The 19,742-nt window shown below is 66.2% G+C and carries 20 protein-coding genes and 1 riboswitch; of the genes, 2 read left to right on the top strand and 18 right to left on the bottom strand.

What is annotated here, in order from left to right; all coding sequences use genetic code 11:
- Positions 1-5: 5 nt before the first annotated feature.
- The 15 genes from nrdE to rpmB form a co-directional block, all read right to left on the bottom strand.
- Positions 6-2,147 (bottom strand): class 1b ribonucleoside-diphosphate reductase subunit alpha, encoded by a 2,142-nt coding sequence (gene nrdE, locus SD72_RS10025; protein WP_042544311.1) that lies wholly within the window; start codon positions 2,145-2,147, stop codon positions 6-8.
- Positions 2,147-2,548 carry a class Ib ribonucleoside-diphosphate reductase assembly flavoprotein NrdI gene (gene nrdI, locus SD72_RS10020; RefSeq protein WP_042544339.1) on the bottom strand — a complete coding sequence of 134 codons (402 nt, stop codon included), beginning with the start codon at positions 2,546-2,548 and terminating at the stop codon, positions 2,147-2,149. The genes nrdE and nrdI overlap by 1 nt, the downstream gene beginning before the upstream one ends.
- A 21-nt stretch (positions 2,549-2,569) precedes the next feature.
- A complete protein-coding gene (nrdH, locus tag SD72_RS10015) occupies positions 2,570-2,803 on the bottom strand; it encodes a glutaredoxin-like protein NrdH (protein ID WP_042544310.1) in 234 nt (77 codons plus the stop codon).
- Positions 2,804-3,175: 372 nt separating this feature from the next.
- Positions 3,176-3,535: a hypothetical protein gene (locus tag SD72_RS10010; RefSeq protein WP_157000537.1), complete on the bottom strand. Its 360-nt coding sequence runs from the start codon at positions 3,533-3,535 to the stop codon at positions 3,176-3,178.
- Positions 3,536-3,601: 66 nt separating this feature from the next.
- Positions 3,602-4,060 carry a 23S rRNA (pseudouridine(1915)-N(3))-methyltransferase RlmH gene (gene rlmH, locus SD72_RS10005; protein ID WP_198141931.1) on the bottom strand — a complete coding sequence of 153 codons (459 nt, stop codon included), beginning with the start codon at positions 4,058-4,060 and terminating at the stop codon, positions 3,602-3,604.
- 40 nt (positions 4,061-4,100) lie between these two features.
- Positions 4,101-5,330: a pyridoxal phosphate-dependent aminotransferase gene (locus SD72_RS10000; protein WP_232299718.1), complete on the bottom strand. Its 1,230-nt coding sequence runs from the start codon at positions 5,328-5,330 to the stop codon at positions 4,101-4,103.
- Between the two features lie 127 nt (positions 5,331-5,457).
- Positions 5,458-6,318 carry a hypothetical protein gene (locus SD72_RS09995; protein WP_052492595.1) on the bottom strand — a complete coding sequence of 287 codons (861 nt, stop codon included), beginning with the start codon at positions 6,316-6,318 and terminating at the stop codon, positions 5,458-5,460.
- Positions 6,315-7,016: a response regulator transcription factor gene (locus SD72_RS09990; protein ID WP_042544308.1), complete on the bottom strand. Its 702-nt coding sequence runs from the start codon at positions 7,014-7,016 to the stop codon at positions 6,315-6,317. The genes SD72_RS09995 and SD72_RS09990 overlap by 4 nt, the downstream gene beginning before the upstream one ends.
- Complete coding sequence (locus SD72_RS09985; RefSeq protein ID WP_042544307.1) at positions 7,004-8,278, bottom strand: sensor histidine kinase; 1,275 nt, start codon at positions 8,276-8,278, stop codon at positions 7,004-7,006. The genes SD72_RS09990 and SD72_RS09985 overlap by 13 nt, the downstream gene beginning before the upstream one ends.
- Positions 8,279-8,399: 121 nt before the next feature.
- Positions 8,400-10,268: an ABC transporter ATP-binding protein gene (locus SD72_RS09980; protein WP_042544306.1), complete on the bottom strand. Its 1,869-nt coding sequence runs from the start codon at positions 10,266-10,268 to the stop codon at positions 8,400-8,402.
- A gap of 78 nt (positions 10,269-10,346) precedes the next feature.
- Complete coding sequence (locus tag SD72_RS09975) at positions 10,347-11,843, bottom strand: DHA2 family efflux MFS transporter permease subunit (RefSeq protein ID WP_269745578.1); 1,497 nt, start codon at positions 11,841-11,843, stop codon at positions 10,347-10,349.
- A 78-nt stretch (positions 11,844-11,921) separates the two neighbouring features.
- On the bottom strand, positions 11,922-12,200 hold the full coding sequence (locus SD72_RS09970; RefSeq protein ID WP_042544305.1) for an HU family DNA-binding protein: 279 nt from the start codon (positions 12,198-12,200) through the stop codon (positions 11,922-11,924).
- Between the two features lie 319 nt (positions 12,201-12,519).
- Positions 12,520-12,825, bottom strand: coding sequence for a 30S ribosomal protein S14 (gene rpsN, locus SD72_RS09965; protein WP_042544304.1), 306 nt, complete (start codon positions 12,823-12,825; stop codon positions 12,520-12,522).
- Positions 12,826-12,827: 2 nt separating this feature from the next.
- On the bottom strand, positions 12,828-12,995 hold the full coding sequence (rpmG, locus tag SD72_RS09960; RefSeq protein WP_042544303.1) for a 50S ribosomal protein L33: 168 nt from the start codon (positions 12,993-12,995) through the stop codon (positions 12,828-12,830).
- On the bottom strand, positions 12,995-13,231 hold the full coding sequence (gene rpmB, locus SD72_RS09955) for a 50S ribosomal protein L28 (RefSeq protein WP_042544302.1): 237 nt from the start codon (positions 13,229-13,231) through the stop codon (positions 12,995-12,997). The genes rpmG and rpmB overlap by 1 nt, the downstream gene beginning before the upstream one ends.
- A gap of 930 nt (positions 13,232-14,161) precedes the next feature.
- Here rpmB and SD72_RS09945 point away from each other — a divergent pair.
- On the top strand, positions 14,162-15,283 hold the full coding sequence (locus SD72_RS09945; RefSeq protein WP_042544300.1) for a hypothetical protein: 1,122 nt from the start codon (positions 14,162-14,164) through the stop codon (positions 15,281-15,283).
- 66 nt (positions 15,284-15,349) lie between these two features.
- The gene (locus SD72_RS09940; RefSeq protein ID WP_042544299.1) at positions 15,350-16,291 is read left to right on the top strand and encodes a tRNA uridine(34) hydroxylase; all 942 of its coding nucleotides are present in this window, start codon (positions 15,350-15,352) and stop codon (positions 16,289-16,291) included.
- A 168-nt stretch (positions 16,292-16,459) separates the two neighbouring features.
- On the opposite strand, the gene SD72_RS09935 is transcribed toward SD72_RS09940, so the two are convergent.
- From SD72_RS09935 to thiM, 3 genes are all read right to left on the bottom strand, one after another.
- Complete coding sequence (locus SD72_RS09935; protein WP_042544334.1) at positions 16,460-18,016, bottom strand: bifunctional hydroxymethylpyrimidine kinase/phosphomethylpyrimidine kinase; 1,557 nt, start codon at positions 18,014-18,016, stop codon at positions 16,460-16,462.
- Positions 18,013-18,660, bottom strand: a complete 648-nt coding sequence (gene thiE, locus SD72_RS09930) for a thiamine phosphate synthase (protein WP_042544298.1) — start codon at positions 18,658-18,660, stop codon at positions 18,013-18,015. Before thiE ends, SD72_RS09935 begins: the two co-directional genes overlap by 4 nt.
- A complete protein-coding gene (gene thiM, locus SD72_RS09925; protein WP_042544297.1) occupies positions 18,657-19,598 on the bottom strand; it encodes a hydroxyethylthiazole kinase in 942 nt (313 codons plus the stop codon). Before thiM ends, thiE begins: the two co-directional genes overlap by 4 nt.
- Positions 19,589-19,683, bottom strand: a riboswitch (TPP riboswitch). Its footprint overlaps the gene before it by 10 nt.
- Between the last annotated feature and the right edge of the window lie 59 nt (positions 19,684-19,742).

The following is a 19,742-nucleotide window of genomic DNA, read 5'->3' as shown; positions in this document are numbered from 1 at the left end:
GCTCCTTAGAGCATGCAGCTGACGCACTCGGTCATGTCGGTGCCCTCGAGCGCGAGCTGGCGAAGACGGATGTAGTAGATCGTCTTGATGCCCTTGCGCCACGCGTAGATCTGCGCCTTGTTGATGTCGCGCGTCGTCGCGGTGTCCTTGAAGAACAGCGTGAGCGACAGCCCCTGGTCGACGTGCTGCGTTGCCGCGGCGTAGGTGTCGATGATCTTCTCGGGGCCGATCTCGTAGGCATCCTCGTAGAACTCGAGGTTGTCGTTCGTCATGAACGGCGCCGGGTAGTACACGCGGCCGAGCTTGCCCTCCTTGCGGATCTCCACCTTCGACGCGATCGGGTGGATCGAGCTCGTCGAGTTGTTGATGTAGGAGATCGAACCGGTCGGCGGAACAGCCTGCAGGTTCTGGTTGTAGATGCCGTGCTCCATGACGCTGGCCTTCAGCGCGCGCCAGTCGTCCTGCGTGGGGATCTCGACCCCGGACTTCTCGAAGAGCTCGACAACGCGGGAGGTTGCAGGCTCCCAGACCTCGTCGGTGTACTTCTCGAAGAACTCACCCGACGCGTACTTCGAATCCTCGAAGCCGCCGAAGACCTGCCCCCGCTCAATCGCGATCTTGTTCGACGCGGTGAGCGCGTGGAAGAGCACGGTGTAGAAGTAGATGTTCGTGAAGTCGATGCCCTCTTCAGAGCCGTAGTGCACGTGCTCACGAGCGAGGTAACCGTGGAGGTTCATCTGGCCGAGGCCGATGGCGTGCGACTGGGCGTTGCCGTCCTCAATCGAGCGCACCGAGCTGATGGAGCTCATGTCGCTGACCGCGGTGAGCGAGCGGATCGCGAGATCCACGGTCTCACCGAAGTTGCCGCCGTCCATCGCCATGGCGATGTTCATCGAGCCAAGGTTGCAGGAGATGTCCTTGCCGATGTCGCGGTAGCTGAGGTCCTCGTTGTAGGTGGTCGGGGTGTTGACCTGGAGGATCTCGGAGCAGAGGTTCGACATGTTGATGCGGCCCTTGATCGGGTTCGCCTTGTTCACGGTGTCTTCGAACACGATGTAGGGGTAGCCCGACTCGAACTGCAGCTCAGCAACGGTCTGGAAGAAGTGGCGTGCACTAATCTTCGTCTTCGAGATGCGCGAATCGTTGACCATCTCGTAGTACTTCTCGGTGACCGAGATGTCGCCGAACGGGACGCCGTAGACCTTCTCAACGTCGTACGGCGAGAAGAGGTACATGTCCTCGTTCTTCTTCGCGAGTTCGAAGGTGATGTCGGGGACGACCACGCCAAGCGAGAGCGTCTTGATGCGGATCTTCTCGTCCGCGTTCTCGCGCTTCGTGTCGAGGAACTTCATGATGTCGGGGTGGTGTGCCGACAGGTACACCGCACCAGCACCCTGACGCGCACCGAGCTGGTTCGCGTAGCTGAAGCTGTCTTCGAGGAGCTTCATGACGGGGATGATGCCCGAGGACTGGTTCTCGATCTTCTTGATCGGAGCGCCCGCCTCGCGCACGTTCGAGAGCGAGAGCGCGACGCCGCCGCCGCGCTTCGAGAGCTGCAGCGATGAGTTGATGCCGCGTGAGATCGACTCCATGTTGTCCTCAACACGGAGCAGGAAGCAGGAGACGAGCTCGCCGCGCTGTGCCTTGCCCATGTTCAGGAAGGTCGGCGTCGCCGGCTGGAAACGGCCGGAGATCATCTCGCGGACGAAGCCGCGCGCGAGCTCTTCGTCACCCTGAGCGAGGCCGAGGGAGACCATGACTACGCGGTCTTCGAAGCGCTCGAGGTAGCGCTTCCCGTCGAACGTCTTCAACGCGTACGAGGTGAAGAACTTGAACGCGCCAAGGAAGGCCGGGAACCGGAACTTCATTGCGTACGCCTCGTCGGTGAGCTTCTCAACGAACTTCGTCGAGTACTGGTCGAGCAGCGCCTTCTCGTAGTAGTCGTTGTCGATGAGGTAGCGCAGGCGCTCCTCAAAGTTGTGGAAGAACACCATGTTCTGGTTGACGTGCTGCAGGAAGTACTGCCTGGCAGCCTCGCGGTCCTTGTCGAACTGGATCTTGCCGTCCGCGTCGTACAGGTTGAGCATCGCGTTCAGCGAGTGGTAGTCCATCTCACTGATCTTCGACGAGTCGAGCCCCGGCTCCATTACTGCTGTTTCCAAAACGTATCCAATCCTTCTTGGACGGCTGTCACGTCGTCCGGAGTTCCAAAGAGTTCAAATCGGTACAGGAAAGGCACCTGACATTTGCGGGCAATAATGCTGCCGGCGATGCCGTAGGCCTCTCCGAAGTTGGTGTTGCCAGCGGCCATCACGCCCCGGATAAGGGATCTATTCTGCTCGTCGTTGAGGAATTTGATCACTTGCTTGGGAACCGCGCGGAGTGCTGGTCCACCCCCGTAGGTTGGCACGAGGAGCACGTAGGGTTCTGTGACCGCTAACGGTGCTTCTCGTGCGTACAACGGGATGCGTTTCGCTGGGATACCGAGCTTCTCAATAAAGCGGTGCGTGTTCCCCGAGACGCTGGAGAAATACACGAGATTACTCACGGTAACCACACATCTTCTTGGCTAGAGCATCCGGCCAGCGAGCTCCGCGATCTTGTCGGGTCGGAAACCCGACCAGTGCTCGTCATCGGTGACGACAACGGGCGCCTGCAGGTAGCCGAGTTCCTTGACGGCCTGCAGCGCAGTCTCGTCCTCAGAAAGGTCGTGAACTTCGTACTCGATGCCCTTGCTGTCGAGAGCGCGGTAGGTTGCCGTGCACTGGACGCACGACGGCTTGGTGTAGACCGTAACTGCCATTTTTATGCCCTTCCCTCAAAACTCTTTGCTCGTGTGAGCCACAACATCTAGTGAACCACACCGAGGCCGACCACAAGATGATGTAGTTACACCGATGTAGTTTTCTCGAAGCTTTCCACCGCCCCCGGGGTGAACTTGGGGAGAACTTTTGGCTCAGTTCCGCCCCCAACCGGAGGTTATCCACAGGCTGGGGAGACAAAAAGAATTTTTATCCACTGCCCCTGATCGGCGTGTCGCACGACACCCGCCAGCCCTACTTAATGCAACGCCTCGGCGACCCCTTTTATGCCCGTATGTGGCACCCCACAGTGCCCGGAAATTCGCTGCCGTAACCGGTGGTGGCCGGGCGTCGGAAGGGCCAGGATTACGGTGTCACTCCAAGGGAATCGGCCAGAGCAGTTCGGTTCCGTCTGGCTGAAACCACCGCAGCACGAGCATCGCGTCGTGGGCTGTTGCCGCCCCAACCGCTTGCGCCCCGCGCACGGCGACGCGCACCCGCTCCCCCGGATGCACGGCACGCGGCAGGGAGAGGCCGAGCAACCCGTCACCCGAGAGGGCGAACCGCACCGAGTGGGCGGTGTCGCACCCGACGTGCTCGATTTCGATGACCCCAAGCCCGCGGCGCACAACCTGCCACGGAACGGGGACAGGGCGAGGTGAGGCGCGCACCGCGCGCGGCGGGGCACCTGGCCGGGGCGGCAGCGTTCGCAGACTCAGACGAAACGGTGACATGCGGTGAGCGTACCCGCCGCCACCGACACCGGGAACTGCGCAGTGCACGCTGAAGATAGTGAGCCACTACACGTGGTGGTACGGCCTACCCCCGGCAATTTCCTGAGCCCGGTACAACTGCTCCGCGAGGATGAGCCGCACCAACTGGTGCGGAAAGACGAGCTGGGACAGGCTCCACACAAAGTTCGCGCGCGCCCGCACCGCCTCGTCAACGCCGTAGGCGCCGCCGATCACCACAACGACGTGCTTGCCCGCGTCAAACGCCGACTGCAGTCGCGCAGCGAGCGCCGGCGAGTCAACGTTTGCCCCTCGTTCGTCGAGCAGCACGAGAAAGACGTCGCGATCCACACGCTGCAGAATGCGCTCGGATTCCTCGCTGCGCGCGGCCTCCCCCTCCCGCGCGGAGTGCGGGATGAGCTGCCACGACACATCAAACGGCTTTCGCAGGCGCCGCTCGTAGCGGTCGATCCCCTCGGTGACCCACTTCTCGTGCTTCTTGCCTACGGCGAGGATCTTCAGGCTCACCGCGCACGCCACCCGCCGGCCGCGCTCCGCACTCGCACGATCACGCCACCCGCACCGAATCGAGGTATTCAGCGATCCGCCCGATCGCCTCTTCGAGCACCGCTACCTCTGGCAGCGTGACGAAGCGCAGGTGGTCGGGAGTTGGCAGGTTGAAGCCGCGCCCATTGGTCACGAGGACTCGGGTCGCGCGTAGCAAATCGATCACGAACGCCTGATCGTCGTCGATAAGGTAGCGCTCTGGGTCGAGCTTGGGAAACAGGTACATGGCACCGCCTGGCAGCTCGCAGGTCACCCCAGGGATGTCGGTGAGGAGCCGGTGTGCGACATTGCGCTGCTCGAGCAGTCGGCCGCCCGGAGCGCACAGCGCGTCAATAGAGGAGTCGATGCGGAGCGCGACGGGGATCGCGTGCTGAGCCGGCGCGTTCGAGCACATCCGCATGTTTGCGAGCAGGGTGAGGCCCTCGAGGAAGTCTGCGGCGAGCGCACGATCCCCGGAGGCGAGGAGCCATCCTGCCCGGTACCCGGCAACGCGCTGCGCCTTCGAGAGCCCACTGAAGGTCAGGCAGAGCGTGTCACGCACGTGCAGCGCCGCGTGCTCATGCTGCGCGTCGTCGTAGAGGATCCTGTCGTAGATCTCATCGGCGAGCAGCACGAGGCCGTGCCGCTCGGCCAGCGCAGCGAAGCCGCGCACGAGCTCGGCCGAATACACCGCCCCGGTCGGGTTATTCGGGTTGATGAGCACGACTGCTTTGGTCTTTGGTGTGATGAGCGACTCGATCTGCGCGAGATCTGGCATCCACCCGTTCGACTCGTCGCAGGGATAGTGCACCGCGCTGCCGCCCTGCAGCGTGACCTGCGCCGTCCACAGGGGGTAGTCGGGCGCTGGTACGAGGATCTCGTCGCCGCGGCTCACGAGCGCCTGCAGCACGAGCGAAATGAGCTCGCTCACCCCGTTGCCGAGGTAGACGTCATCCGGGCCAACATTCGCGATGCCGAGCGCCGTGTAGTGCTCGGCGACTGCCTCACGTGCCGGGAGGATCCCACGCGAGTCGGTGTATCCCTGTGCGTGCGGGAGTGCGTCCCTGACCGCCTCGACGATCGCCGGTGGCGCTTCGAACCCAAACGGCGCCGGGTTGCCGATGTTGAGTTTGAGGATCCGTTCGCCAGCGCCCTCGAGCCGTTCCGCCTCCTGGAGGATCGGCCCACGCACGTCGTAACGCACGCCGGCGAGCTTGCTGGACTGTGTAATCTGTCGCGTCTTCGAGCTCACGGACCGAGTTTACTCCTGTGCGGGTGCGCGTGCGGCCGACGGCCCGAGAAAACCCTCCAACTGCGCGGGCGTGCGCGCTGGCGAGCTTCCGCGGCCCGCCCGGCATCTGGCGGGAGCGGCCGGCCCGTCAGCGCACCTCGCGCAGCGTGATATCTCCGAGCTCCACCTTCGCGGAGATCCGGTTCGGGGCTCCGGGGGCCGTTTGCAGGCTGCTATCGATGCTGCCCGCGCTGTTCTTGGAGGACAGGTCGTACTGGCCAGCCGGAACGGCAAGGTCGATCGAGCCCGCGCTCACATTCAGTTCAACGTCGGTGGGAGGGTCTCCCCTGAGCGCGAGCGACACGTCGCCGAGTTCCACCCGCGCTTCGACGGTGCTCGCCCCAGCGATCTCGCCCTCGAACGTGCCAAGACCGACCTCGATTCCGAGTTCCCTAGCCGATCCGTTCACGGACGCCTCACCGGCGTCCACCTTCACGTCGAGCTCACCGAAGTCACCGACAGCGCGGACACTGCCGAAGCCGATGCTGATGTCGGCGTCGAGCCCCTTGCCAGCGAGTTCCTGCGGCAGGGTGAGCGTCGCCCGAACGTGCTGGCCGCGCTGCGACGGGCAGACCCCGAAAATGCACCAGCCCGTACTTGTTTTCGGCGCGCGCACAACGAGTTCGTCCCCACTGCGCGAGAACTCCCAGCGACCGACGGCGCCCTGGGACGCACTCAGCGTCGCAGCATCAACGTCCCCAAACACGAGGTCGAGCTCAGCGACACCAACCGTGACATCTAGGCTCGTCACTCCGCCGACATCGACCGGGCGCAGCGGCACGCCCTCCGCCTGCACCGTGTCCGCATCTCGCGAGGAGACCGCCATCGCGATCGCCGCGCTCGCGCCGAGCCCGAAGAGCACGGCCCCTCCGACAACCGCGGTAGCGATCGCGATCCCGCGCCCGCGGGGCCGCGGCGCACTGGTCTGTGGTGTTGGCTGCTGGGTCATCGTGCCTGTCCTGTCTGTGTGGCGTTGGGTGCGGGGGGCTGCTGAGCAGACCCTGCGCTCTCGAGGTGCGCGATAGCTGCGAGCACACGCCGGTTGCCGAACTCGTCTTGTTCGAGTTCGAGTTTCTGGAAAATTGCGGTGATGTGCTTCTCCACGCTCGCTTCCGAGAGGAAGAGCAGCGCGGCGATGGCCTGGTTGGAGCGCCCCTCTGCGAGCGCTGCGAGCACGGTTCGTTCACGGGCGGTGAGCCGCTCCATGCGCGCATCCTTGCTCCGCCTCGTGAGCAGCTGTGCGACGACCTCTGGGTCGAGCACCGTCGCACCTCCCGCGATCCGCACGAGCGCGTCAACGAAGTCGGCAACGTCGGCAACGCGATCCTTGAGGAGGTACCCGAAGGCGCCACCCTGCGCAGCTATCAGTTCGCTCGCGTACTGCTCCTCGACGTACTGCGACAGCACCAGCACGGGTAGCTGCGGGTGCGCGGCTCGCAACTCGAGCGCGAGCCTGATGCCCTCGTCGGTGAATCTCGGAGGCATGCGAACGTCGAGGATACACAGGTCAGGAAGCTCGTTCGCGACAGCCCCGGCAACTCCGACCGTGTCAGAAAACGCGCCAACCACTTCGTGGCCGGAGTGCTCAAGTAGCCGGACGAGGCCCTCCCGCAGCAGGACGGAGTCCTCACAGATCAAGATGCGCACGGGACGCTCACCTCCAACGATGTCGGTCCACCGGCAGGGCTTTCCAGCCGGAAGGTGCCGCCAGCTGCGAGCACCCGATTCGTGATCCCGTCGAGCCCGCCTCCTGGCACCACACGCGCACCGCCGGAGCCGTTGTCCTCGACGCGCGCCCATAGCGTCGCACCCTCGCGCAGCCGCACCGTTACCCGTAGTTCGCTCGCACGTGAGTGCTTCGCGGCGTTCGTCAGCGACTCAGCGATAACAAAGTACACCGCAGTCTCCGCGTCCCTGCTGCACCGCCCGCCGAGCTGCACATCGAGTTGCACGGGGATGTGTGACCGCCCCGCGAGCGCTGACAGTGCCGCGTCGAGTCCGCGATCCTCAAGCACAGACGGGTGAATCCCCCGTGCGAGCTGCCGCAGCTCAGTGATCGCCGCCTTCGTCGATGTGTGCGCTTCAGCGATGAGATCCTTCGCAGCGTCAGGGTTGGCGTCAATCTGCTGCTGCGCGAGGCCGAGCGTCATCCCAACCGACACAAGCCGCGGCTGCACGCCATCGTGGAGGTCGCGCTCGAGTCGTGTCCGTTCGACATCAGCCGCCCGCACCGCACCGACGCGCTGCTGCTCCGAGCGCAGCGCAGCGGCCTGCAGCTCCCATGTCGCGGCTCCGGCCCCAGCGATCCACACCGTGAGCACGCGGTGCAGCAGCGCAATGCCCACCATCGCAGCAGCGGCGAGCAGCGCGATACCGGCGTACGCGAGCGGCGAGAGCGCACTGAGCCTCGGGGCAATGAGGGTGCCGAATCCCGGGTGGTATTCGACCGTGCGCCCAGCAAGGGCGAGCCCGGATGATGCCGCACCCCACACGAGGTTCTGCCCGCACACGAGGAAGAGCAGCCCGAGCAGCGAAGCGACGATGAAGCTCGCAATACCCTGCCACATCCGCACATCAATCGCCTGCGCCCCGAGCGTGCGGATGAAGCCGCCGAAGCCGCCGCCACGCCGCTGCACCACGCTCAGCGCTGGGGTGCCAAGGCCGTAGAGCCCGTCGACGCGCTCCGACTCGAACCATGCAACGCCGAAGAGCACATAGACGAGCGCGAAGAGGAAAACGAGGCCGATGCCGAACACCAGCGTCAGGCCGATTCCCACCCCGAGGAAGACCATGGACACGGCGAACACCGCCCAGCCGAGCAGTCCGAGGGCTGCAAGGTGCAGCATGGTCATGAACACGCGAAATGGTGGGCGTGCCCGCGTGATCGGGGCTCCCAATGAATTGGTCATGTCTCTACGTTAGAGCGCATTGTGTGCAACCAATACCTGGGTGACCGGAGACCCTCGTTCGGGGTTTCCCTACCCCCGGCCACGCTCTGCCCGCGGGCTGCGGCCAGCACCCCGCAGCAGCTCAGGTCTGCTGCGCGTACAACTCCGCATACGACCCGCCGAGCGCGAGCAACTCCGAGTGCGTCCCCTGCTCAAGGATCCGGCCGGCGCCGAGCACGAAGATCCGATCCGCCCCCTCGACCGTCGAAAGCCTGTGCGCGATCGCAATGGTCGTGCGACCCTCCCTGGCGTCGTCGAGCGCGCGCTGCACAATGCGCTCGTTCACGGTGTCGAGCGCGCTTGTCGCCTCGTCGAGCACGAGCACGCGCGGGTTCTTGAGCAGCACGCGCGCGATCGCGATGCGCTGCTTCTCACCTCCGGAGAGGCGGTAGCCGCGCTCCCCGACGATCGTGTCGTACCCCTCGGCAAACGAGTCGATTGTTTCGTGAATGTTCGCGAGCTTCGCCGCAGCAGCGAGCTCCTCGTCAGTCGCGTCTGGCTTCGCATAGCGGAGGTTGTCGCTAATCGACGCGTGGAACAGGTAGGGCTCCTGGGTGACAACGCCGATGCGGTCCATGAGCGCCTCCTGCCCGAGATCGCGCACATCGTCTTCGCCGTAGCGCACCGCTCCGCCGCTCACGTCGTACAGCCGCGGGATGAGCGAGCCAATCGTGGTCTTCCCCGACCCCGAGGCGCCGACGAAAGCGACGAACTCACCCGGCTCGATGACGAACGACACGTGGTCGATCGTCGGCCGGTCGTCGGGGCCGGCATCCGGGTACGCGAACACGACGTCGTCGAACTCAATCCGGCCGGCGAGACCTGGCTCCTCCGTCGGCTGGCTCGCGCCAGGCTTGTCGACGATCTGCGGCTTGAGGTCGATGTACTCGAAGATGCGGGCGAAGAGCGCGCTCGACGTCTGCAGGTCGAGGGCGACGCGCATGAGGGCCATCAGCGGGAAGAGCAACCGTGATTGGATCGTCGTGAACGCGACAATGGTGCCTGCCGTGATGCCGGCGTCGAGCCCCTGCCCGGTCGCACGCACAATCAGCCAGCCGGACACCAGGTAGACAATCGCAGGCACCGCCGAGAGGAACACGTTCACGAGGGCGAAGAACACCTGGCCACTCATCGCCTGCTTCACCTGCAGCGACACCTGGGTCGTGTTCTCGTTCGCGTAGCGCTCGGTCTCGGCCGTCTGCCGCGAGTAGGTCTTCGCGAGGAGCACGCCGGAGACCGACAGCGCCTCCTGCGTGATCGCGCTCATCTCGGAGAGCGACTCCTGCGTTTTGCCCGCGATCCTGGCACGCACCTGGCCGACGCGGCGCTGCGCAATGACGAGCACCGGCATGAGAATCACGGCGATGATCGTGAGCTTCCAGCTGAGCAGGATCATCGCGACGGCTGCGGCGATCACGGTGACCGTGTTCCCGATAACGTTCGAAACGGTGTTCGTGAGCACGTTCGATACGCCGCCGACGTCGTTCTGTAGCCGCGACTGGATAATGCCGGTCTTCGTGCGGGTGAAGAAGCCGAGCTCCATCGACTGCAGGTGCGAGAAGAGCTTCACCCGCAGGTCGCCCATGACCCGGTTGCCGACGCGAGCCGTGAAGTAGGTCTGCACGATCCCGAGCAGCGCCGACACAAGAAAGACAAGGATCATGATCCCGACCAGCCACGCAAGCACGGGCATGTTCGGGCCGCCGCCAGCTACGGGAAAGAGCCCATCATCGAATACCCGCTGAGTGATGAGCGGCGGCATGATGCCGAGTGCCGCCGAAAACAGCACGAGCACAATGATCGCCGCCAGCGGCCCCTTGTACGGCTGGAACAGTTCAGCGATGCGTCCGCCGAGACGCTCCACCTTCGGAGCTGCCTCGTTGAGTTTGCGCTGCGCGGCGAAATCGCCCCCGGAAACCCGTCCCCCGCGGCCGCCGCCGCCTCCACCCATGCTCATGACTTGAGCGTACCCGGACGCGGGGCGAAACGGGCGACAGGCGCCCGATTTTTCCCGCCCCGCGCCGCGAGCCTAGGCAGACTTCGCGGGGCTCTCCGTCACGCGAACCGGGCCAGTGCGCGGCGGCCGCGGTGCGAAGAGCAGTGTGAGCGCCGCACCGAGCGCAATAACCGCGACGGGCAGCAGCAGCGACTGCCCCATTGCGAGCGCAAAGCCCTCACGCAGCGGTTCGGGCAGCTGACCCGCGCCACCACCCGAGAAGTCGCCCGTTCCAATTTCGGCCGACAACCGCGACGCCATGAGCGCAGTGATGGAAGCCGAGCCGAGCACAGCCCCAACCTGGCGACTCGTGTTGTAGACCCCCGAACCGGCGCCCGCAAGATCCATCGGCAGGTTGAATGTCGTGATCGCAGACAGCGGCCCCCACATGCACGCGTTCGCGACGCCGAGTACTGCGCTTGGAATGAGCAGCAACCAGAGGTGCGTTCCCGGCTGCAGAAGCACAAAGTACAGCAGCATGCCGGCAGCGACGAGCAGCAGACCGAAGGTTGCGATACGCCTGGGGTCCCCACGATCGATGAGCTTGCCCACGGGGCGGGCAAGCCCAGCGGAAATCACCGCCATCGGAACAAGCATGAGTGCAGACTGCGTCGGCGTAAGCCCACGCACCAACTGGAAGAAGAACATGAGCGGCATGCTCATGCTCGTCACCGCGAACCCTACGGTCGTGATGGTCGAGGTGCCGACCGAGAAATTCCTGTCACGGAAGATCCGCAACGGCAACAGCGGCTCGCCCCGCTGCACATGCTGCCACCACACGAAGGCGCCGAGCACCACAAGACCAACCCCAATGATGAGCCACACGGAGATCGGGCCCCAGATCTGGCCCCAGTTGAAGTTCTCGCCCTCCTGAATGCCGAACACGACGAGGAACATGCCGACCGCGCTGAGCACAACGCCAAGCCAATCCAAACGGTTCGCGTGCGTCTCCAGCCGCGGCACGTACTTCAACGCAAGCACAAACCCGACGACCGCGACGGGCACGTTGATGAAGAAGATCCACTCCCACCCAACCGCGTCGATCAAGAACCCGCCAAGGATGGGCCCGACGAGCGTCGCAACGCCGGCCGTGATGCCCCAAACCGCCATCGCCTGCCCGCGCTCGCGCGGGGCGAAGATGCGGGTGATCACCGACATCGTCTGCGGCGTCATGAGCGCCGCCCCGAAACCTTGGAACACACGCGCAACGACGAGCATCTCAATGGTTGGCGATAGCCCGCACGCGAGCGACGACAGCGCGAAGACTGTGAGGCCGATGAGGTAGACGCGGCGCGGGCCGAAGCGGTCCCCGAGCCTGCCGGTGATGAGCAGCGGAACCGCGTAAGCGAGCAGGTACGCGCTCGTCGCCCACAGCGTCGCCGTCATATCGGTGTTCAGGCTCTCCATGATCGTCGGGTTCGCGACCGACACGATCGTCGTGTCGATGAGGATCATGAAGAAACCGAGGACGAGAGTCCAGAGCGCAGCCCACGGGCGGATCTCTGATTGATCTGTAAAGTTCTTGCGCACCGCACTAGCTTACGCCCCGGAAAAAACACGAAACCCCCGGAGGCCGGAGCCTCTCGGGGGTCGCGCGGAAAGCGAAAGCTACTTCACGGCAGCCTTGAGCTTCGAACCAACCGACACCTTGACGCGCTTGCCAGCGGGGATGTCGATGGTCTCGCCGGTGCGCGGGTTGCGGCCGGTGCGAGCAGCGGTGGTCGCCGTCTCGAACGAGAGCCAGCCGGGGATCGAAACCTTCTCGCCTGCGGCGACAGTCTCGGAAACAGCAGCGAACAGTCCGTCAAGCACGTTCGAAACTGCAGCCTGGCTCTGGCCAGTCTCAGCGGCGATCTTTGCGACGAGCTCGGTCTTGTTGAGTGCCATGTTGTGTCCTTTCAGGGCGGTGACCGAATTGTGGCCGGCCCCTGATCTATTCGGGGTGTCACCTCCGCTAAGAGGTTCCGATCAGTTTGATCGGTATGAATCTACCCTACGTTTGCCGAAAAGCGGCGCGATTACGCGGATTTCTTCGGACTGGGTGCCATATTCGCTCAGGGTGAACGCCCAAAGCGGCATGCAAGAGGGGCGGGGAGGATCAATTACGATCCCACCCCGCCCCTCTGCTACAGCGATGCTGCAGAGCTGTTACCGGCCCAGATTCCGCACGCGGAAGCCGAACTCGGCAGCGGCAACGGTTGAGCTGTTACCAGCTCGACTTCGTGATACCGGGCAGCTCGCCACGGTGTGCCATGTCGCGGAAGCGAACACGCGAAACACCGTACTTCGTCAGCACGCCACGGGGGCGGCCGTCGATGACGTCGCGGCTCCGAACGCGTACGGGCGACGCGTTGCGGGGAAGCTTCTGCAGGCCGACACGAGCAGCCTCGCGGCTCTCGTCGGTACCGTTGGGGTCGATGAGCGCCTTCTTGAGCTCGAGACGCTTTTCAGCGTAACGCGCAACAATCGCCTGGCGCTGCTTGTTCTTTGCAATCATGCTCTTCTTAGCCATGCTTAGCGCTCCTCTCGGAATTCAACGTGCTTGCGGATGACCGGATCGTACTTCTTCAGCACGAGGCGGTCGGGGGTGTTGCGACGGTTCTTGCGGGTCACGTAAGTGAACCCGGTACCTGCCGTCGACTTCAGCTTGATGATCGGACGTACGTCCTTGTCCTTCGCCATTAGAACTTCACCCCACGCTTCTGCAGGTCAGCGACTACGGACTCGATGCCACGTGCATCGATGACCTTGATGCCCTTCACCGAGAGGGTGAGGGTCACCTTACGGCCAAGCGACGGCACGTAGTAAGTCTTCTTCTGGATGTTCGGATCGAACCGACGCTTGGTGCGACGGTGCGAGTGTGAAATGTTGTGTCCGAAGCCGGGAACGGCGCCGGTCACCTGGCACACTGCTGCCATGATGTTTCCTCTCATACCGTGAGGCCGGACGGCCTCACCCAAGATTTCTTGTCTGCGAAACCCGCCGAGGCAAGCCTCACAAAACGGTCTCCGCGGTACGCGCACTGGGACGGCGCACGACCAAGGGTCAAGCTTACGCGCCCGCGGCCCTCACCGCAATCCCCAGTTGGTGCGCGAGCCGTCGCCCTCGCGGGTTGACCCCCCGGCGCGAAGGCGCTTGTAGACTCGACCCGTCCACACGCCGCCAGCAGAAACGGTCTGATTTCAGTGACGAATCCCGCACAGCCCCCGCGCCAGCTCACGCAAGACGAGCTGCAGCGCCTCTACGGGCAGTCGCCAGCGGGGACTCCCCCGCACGCACCAGGGCAGGCTCACGCGCAGGCACCTGGCCAGGCACCGCCCGAGGTGCCTGGGCAGGCGGCGGGGCAAGTACCGGGGCAGGTGCCTGCCCCGCCGGTTCACCCCACTCAGCAGGCTCAGCAGGCCCGCCCCGTTCAGCCGGCTCACCCCGCTCAGCCCGTTCAACCGGCTCAGCCCACTCAGCCCACTCAGCCCACTCAGCAGGCTCAGCCCTTCGATCCGGCCCGGCAGCCGAGCGCGCCGACCGTCACCCCGCCCCTCGCGCAACAGCCCGGCCAGGCTCCAACGCAACCCTTCCCCAACCTTCCGCCGCAACCCTTCGGCCAGCCACAGCTACAGCCACAGGATTTCGCGCCGGGGCACCCTCCAGCGCAGGCACCGTACCCGCCCGGTGCGCAGCATCCCTCCCCATCCCCCTACCCGCAGCAGGCGCCCGCGCATTACCCGGGCCAGGCCCCTCCCGTCTACCCGGGCCAGGCCCCTCCGATCTACCCGGGCCAAGCTCCCACAAGCTACGCCGGGCAAGCCCCGACCCAACCCCCGCCCCCACCCTCGGGACACCCCCAAGGCTTGGCCCCCGGCCAGCCCAGTGGGCAGACCCCCTGGCCCACCTCGCCGCCTGCGAAGAAGGGGCGCATCGGGCTCTGGCTGGCCCTTGCCGGCGGCGCGGTCGCGATCATCGTCATCGTGGCGCTCGTCGTCAGCTTCTCGAACCTCATACGGTCCGCTGCCGACCTGGGCGGTGCCCTCTCGAGGGGAGGCCCCGCCACCTCCGCCCCCGCCGAGCCGGACTTCGGAGACACGGTTCTCGGATCGGAGCACCCGAGCTTTGCTGCGGCAGAAGAGTTCGTCACGGGGACCTACGAACGGTACGCCGCGATGAGCGAAGAGGAGATCTCCGAGTTCTTCCCCCACGGCCGAGCCGGATACAACGAGGACTACGCTGGCGCCTTCGTCGAGTTCCTCTCTTCGCAGACGAAGGAGCTGCGGCTCACAGCCGTCGTGCGCGCCTCCGAGCCCGAGATCGCTACGGCGATCCAGGATGTTGTCGACGGGACAACCGAGTTCGAGCGGAAGTTCCTCGCGCAGGAGTTCTTCAACCGGAAGATCATCGTCCAGTTGCCTGACGGCAGCCGCTACTCCCACATGGGCGAGTATTACCCGCAGGGCTCGGACGCCTACAACGCCGAGCGCGAGGCGTTCGCAACCGGCTTTGTTCCCTACCTCGACGCGAACGGCACCTACGTCGCGGCGGTCAACGACCTCGTTGGCGGCCTCGGCATGGAGCTGAGCACTTCGATGGACGACTTCGCCGCTGCCTGCCCCAACATGGATCAGATGGTGCTGCAGCCGCACGAGCTCGCCGGGGCCTACTGTCCGACGACGCCGTTCACCATCTATCTCAACGAGCAGCACCCGAACCACGGCAACATCATCTACGATCCCTATTTCGTCGATCTGATCAAGCACGAGTTCGCGCACGCGCGCATCGCGGGAACGTGCAACACGATAAACCCCGCGAGCCTCCCCGCCGGCGTTAACTTCGAGGCCGCGACAAGCTCTTACGCGGTGCTGTTCTTCGGCGGCGACCGGGAACGTCTGAACGCCGCGAACAGCCGCTCCCCCGCCTACCTCACGAGCGAGGCCTCCGACACGGGAGCCCGGCTCATCCACGAAGGCAACTGCGGCTGAGACCCGGGAGCTGGCCAAGCCCCGCACCCGGCGAGCGCAAATCCGGAAGCGCGTACCATTGAGGGCGTGAGCCATCCAAAGATTCTGCTGTACTACGCGTTCGCCCCCGTGAGCGACCCCGAAGCCGTGCGCCTGTGGCAGCGCGAGCTGTGCGAGTCGCTCGGCCTGCGCGGCCGCATCATCATCTCCAAGCACGGCATCAACGGCACCGTCGGCGGCGAGATCGATGCCTGCAAGCAGTACCTCAAGCGCACGCGAGAGTTCGGTCCGTTCTCCGGGCTCGACGTGAAGTGGAGCGAGGGGACCGGCTTCGACGAGCTCGCGCCCGCGATGCTCAAGGGTGTGGATCGCTCAGTGCCCTGGCAGGCAATCTCCGACTTCCCGAAGCTCAGCGTGAAGGTGCGCGACGAGCTCGTCGCGTTCGGCATCCCCGCCGAGACCGTGGTTGATGAGACCGGGATCGTCGGTGGTGGCACGCATCTCTCTCCGGAGAAGGTGAATGAGCTTGTTGCCGAGCGTGGCGACGACGTGGTGTTCTTCGACGGCCGCAACGCCTGGGAAGCTGAGATCGGCAAGTTCAAGGGCGCGGTCGTGCCCGACGTGAAGACGACGCACGACTTCATCGCGCAGATCGAGTCGGGTGCGTTCGACGACATCAAGGGCAAGCCGATCGTGACGTACTGCACGGGCGGGATCCGCTGCGAGATCCTCTCGGCGGCGATGGTCGCCCGCGGCTTCGAGGAGGTCTACCAGATCGACGGCGGCATCGTCCGCTACGGCGAGGCGTTCGGCAACGACGGCCTCTGGGAGGGTTCGCTGGCCGTGTTCGACGGCCGCGAGGCGATGGACTTCGCGCCCGGTGCTGCGGTGATCGGCAGTTGCGCGGTGTGCCAGGCGCCCACCTCGCATCTCGTTGACTGCGCCGAGGGATCCTGCCGCGAGCGCTTCGTCGCATGCGCGGAGCACGACGCTCCGCGCTGCGAGGCGCACCTGCTCGTCACGAAGTAGCTGACGTGGCGGGGCTCCCCGCAAGCCCCACCCCGACAGGTCGTCAATAACACTGTGTTCTGCAGTAACTCTGCAGCTTTGGGCCGGTCTTGACCTACCTATCGCCGATCCCATGTGTATTGCTGCAGCCGGCCGTCGCGCCCCGCCTGGGCCGGCCGCCGCGCCCAGCTACCCAGCAGGCGTCTGCCCGAAAAACTCCCGCTCCCAGACCGCGCCGGCCTCGAACGCGCGCCACATGCGCTCACGCGTCTCGGGGGTCGCCGCGGCCGCGGTGCGCGTGACGAAGCCGATCGCGGTCTCGTTGTCGGCGGCGAAGCCGGGGTCGTCGTAGGTGGCGATCCACTCCGCGTACGGGTGCTCTGGCGACTGCGCGCGCTCGTGGATCTCGCCCGCGAGCAGTCGCCTGCCGAGGTCGGCGTAGATCCAGAAGCAGGGCAGCACGGCGGCCGCGGCCTCCGCGTAGTCCTTCGTGCTCGCGGCGAGCAGATGATTCACGTAGCCGCTCGTTGCGGGTGACGGTGCCTGCGTTGCGACGTGGATCGGTGCGTCGTCGCCGAGCCGCGCCCGGTGCAGTTCGAGCTCGCCCATGATCGCGCCGTGCGCGGCGCGCGCCCAGAACGCCTGTTCCTCGGGGGTCGGGGCGATCTCGGAGACCCGCGCGAGCACGCGCGCGTAGGCGTGCAGGTAGACGGAATCCTGCGCGATGTACTCGAGGAAGTGCGCGCGGTCGAGCGTGCCGTCGGCAAGCCCCCGGATGAAGCCGAGCTCCTCGGTCTGCTCACGCACGGGCGCAATCGCGCCCCACCACGCCTCCCGCACGGCAGCCGGGGTGGGCGCTGTCGCGAGTCCGCCGCGGCGCCAGAGGCCGACGAGGTGATTGAGGGGGCCGGATCCGCGGCCGACACGCAGCAGCTCGGCCGCAGCGAGGCTCTCGCGCAGCCACGCCTTAGACCCCGCGACCGCAGCCACCCAGTCCCCAGGCTCCCGCGCGATCCGGGTCGCGACGCCCGCGGAGAGCGAGCAGCCTGTGCCGTGGGTGTGCGGGGTGTGGATCCGCTCCCCCGGAAACTCCGTCACCGCGCCGTCGGGTGCGACGAGCGCGTCCGGGGTGGCGTCGCCCGCCAGGTGGCCGCCCTTCACGAGTACCCGTACCCGGAAGGTGGCCGCGAGCTGAGCGCCCTGGGCGATAGCCTCTGGCCAGTCCACAGCGACAGGCTCGCCAACGAGCTCGGCGAGTTCGAAGAGGTTCGGGGTGACGAGGTCTGCGAGCGGCACGAGGGCCCGCAGCGCCGCGATTGCCTCAGGATCGAGCAGCGGATCGTTGCTCGCCGCGATCATGACGGGATCGAGCACGACCGGAAACGCCGGCTGCGCCGCCGCACCCTCTGGCGTCGCGCCACGGCCCCGCACCTCGCTGAGCCAGGCCGCGACCGTCGTGATGACGTCGGCGTTCGCGAGCATCCCGATCTTCAGTGCGTCGATGCGCACATCGTCGGAGACAGCGTCAAGCTGCGCGCGGAGGAAGGCCGTTCCCGGCACGTGCACCTCGCGCACCCCTCGCGTGTTCTGCGCGACGAGGGCGGTGACGACGGCCATGCCGTAGCCGCCGCCCGCCGCAATCGACTTCAGGTCGGCCTGGATGCCCGCGCCGCCCGTCGGGTCGGTTCCAGCGATCGACAGAATGTTGGGGGTCTGCTCTGCTGTGGGTACTGCTCCTGCGGTCAACGTGCGGCCTCCTGCCACTCAGAAAGAAACATTCGTGCTGCCGCCTCGGGGTCGGGTGCTGCGCACAGCGCCGAGACGAGCGCGACGCCAGCTGCGCCAGCGTTCCGCAGCGGCGCGACGTCGGCGAACCGCACGCCGCCGATCGCGACGCACGGCAGCGCGGCGGCGGCCGCGAAGGCGCGGAAACCCGCGACGCCGAGCGGTTCGGGGTGGTCCGGCTTCGTCGACGTTGGGCGGATCACGCCGACGCCGAGGTAGTCGACGGTGCCAGGGGCCATCCGCGCGACCGCCTCACGGTGTGCGGGGGTGTTCGCGGTGAGGCCGACGATCGCGTCTGGGCCGAGCTCGGCGCGGGCGCGCGTCACCGCGTCATCGCCCTGCCCGAGGTGCACGCCCGCGACGGGGAGTCCCCGCTCGCGGGCCGCAACAGCGACGTCGAGCCTGTCGTTGATGACGAGGTCGGCGCGGCCCTCGATCGCGTCTGCGAGCAGCTCGAGCTCTCGGAGCTGCTCGGCCGCGGTGCGGCGCTTGTCGCGCAGCTGCACGGTCGTGACGCCGCCCTGCACGGCCTGGCGCACGGTCTCGGCGACCCCGCGGTCACCGCAGAGCGCTGCGTCGGTGACGAGATAGAGGTCGAGCCTCATGCGCTGGCCTCCCCTGTGGTGATGGTGGGCGGGGTGTGGCTCGTCCCTGCGGTGCTGCGGGAGGGGGCCGCCTCGCCTCCCTCCTCGGAGGGATCCCACTCCTCGATCCGGGCTGCCTCACGCACCCGCTCGGGGGTGAGCCGCGAAAGCTCGTCGATCAGCTGCACCGCGAAGCTCCCTGGCCCTGCCGCAACCTCGGCCGCCGCTGACGCAGCGAGCCCGTAAACGGCGTGCGCCGCGGCGACCGCCGCTGCGTCTGGCGCTGCCCCGGCCTCGTCGCCGCGCACGGCGAGGAATGCGGCGACGACGGCACCGAGCGCGCAGCCCCCACCCGTGACGCGGGTGAGCAGCGGGTCGCCGCCAAACACGCGAAGGGTGCCGCCTGCGCCGTGGATGAGATCTTCAGGGCCGGAGATGGCGACAACGGAGCCGTGATCCACCGCAAGCTTCCGCGCAGCGGGGAGCGCAGCTGCGCCCGCGTCGGCCGCGTCGGTTCCTCTGCCGCCGGCCCCAAGGCCTGCGAGCGCGAGCACCTCGGAGGCATTGCCCCGCACCGCGGTTGGGCGCAGTGCGACGAGCTCGTGCGCGAGCGCCGTGCGAATCGGGAGCGAGCCGATCGCGACGGGGTCGAGCACCCATGGCGTACCGGCGGCCGTGGCCCCAGCAACCGCCTCGCGCATGGCGTCGCGCTGCTCCGGGGCCGGGGTGCCGAGGTTGATGAGCAGCCCGTCTGCGGCGGCCGCGAACGCGCCAGCCTCACCCGTGATGTCGACCATCGCGGGGGCAGCGCCGAGGGCGAGCAGCACGTTCGCGGTGAAACCCTGGACGACGCCGTTCGTGATGCTGTGCACAAGCGGGGTGCGCTGCCTGAGCCTCGTGAGGAGTGCGGCCGTCACCTCCGCGAGCTCAGCTGCGGGCGCGGAAAATGGTGCGTGCATAGGGACATCCCTTCGCTCGTACTAACGAGAGCAGGTTCGACGGGTCTGATCTCAGCCGCTGGATGCGGCACCCCGTGTCGTTGCTGGCCAGCCTAGCCCACCAGGGCAAGGGGTTGGCAAGCTCCGCCCGCGCTCCCCCGCCCT

Origin of the sequence: Leucobacter komagatae, assembly GCF_000834055.1 — a bacterium.
Classification (GTDB): domain Bacteria; phylum Actinomycetota; class Actinomycetes; order Actinomycetales; family Microbacteriaceae; genus Leucobacter; species Leucobacter komagatae_A.
The sequence above is the reverse complement of the archived record's forward strand: the minus strand, read 5'-3'. Positions and strand labels throughout refer to the sequence as shown.

Coding starts and splice junctions, on each gene's coding strand:
- nrdE (WP_042544311.1), bottom strand. CDS start 2,147: ATGGAGCCGGGGCTCGACTCGTCGAAGATCAGTGAGATGGACTACCAC.
- nrdH (WP_042544310.1), bottom strand. CDS start 2,803: ATGGCAGTTACGGTCTACACCAAGCCGTCGTGCGTCCAGTGCACGGCA.
- SD72_RS10010 (WP_157000537.1), bottom strand. CDS start 3,535: ATGTCACCGTTTCGTCTGAGTCTGCGAACGCTGCCGCCCCGGCCAGGT.
- SD72_RS09995 (WP_052492595.1), bottom strand. CDS start 6,318: ATGACCCAGCAGCCAACACCACAGACCAGTGCGCCGCGGCCCCGCGGG.
- SD72_RS09985 (WP_042544307.1), bottom strand. CDS start 8,278: ATGACCAATTCATTGGGAGCCCCGATCACGCGGGCACGCCCACCATTT.
- SD72_RS09980 (WP_042544306.1), bottom strand. CDS start 10,268: ATGGGTGGAGGCGGCGGCGGCCGCGGGGGACGGGTTTCCGGGGGCGAT.
- SD72_RS09970 (WP_042544305.1), bottom strand. CDS start 12,200: ATGGCACTCAACAAGACCGAGCTCGTCGCAAAGATCGCCGCTGAGACT.
- rpsN (WP_042544304.1), bottom strand. CDS start 12,825: ATGGCTAAGAAGAGCATGATTGCAAAGAACAAGCAGCGCCAGGCGATT.
- rpmG (WP_042544303.1), bottom strand. CDS start 12,995: ATGGCGAAGGACAAGGACGTACGTCCGATCATCAAGCTGAAGTCGACG.
- rpmB (WP_042544302.1), bottom strand. CDS start 13,231: ATGGCAGCAGTGTGCCAGGTGACCGGCGCCGTTCCCGGCTTCGGACAC.
- thiE (WP_042544298.1), bottom strand. CDS start 18,660: ATGAGGCTCGACCTCTATCTCGTCACCGACGCAGCGCTCTGCGGTGAC.
- thiM (WP_042544297.1), bottom strand. CDS start 19,598: ATGCACGCACCATTTTCCGCGCCCGCAGCTGAGCTCGCGGAGGTGACG.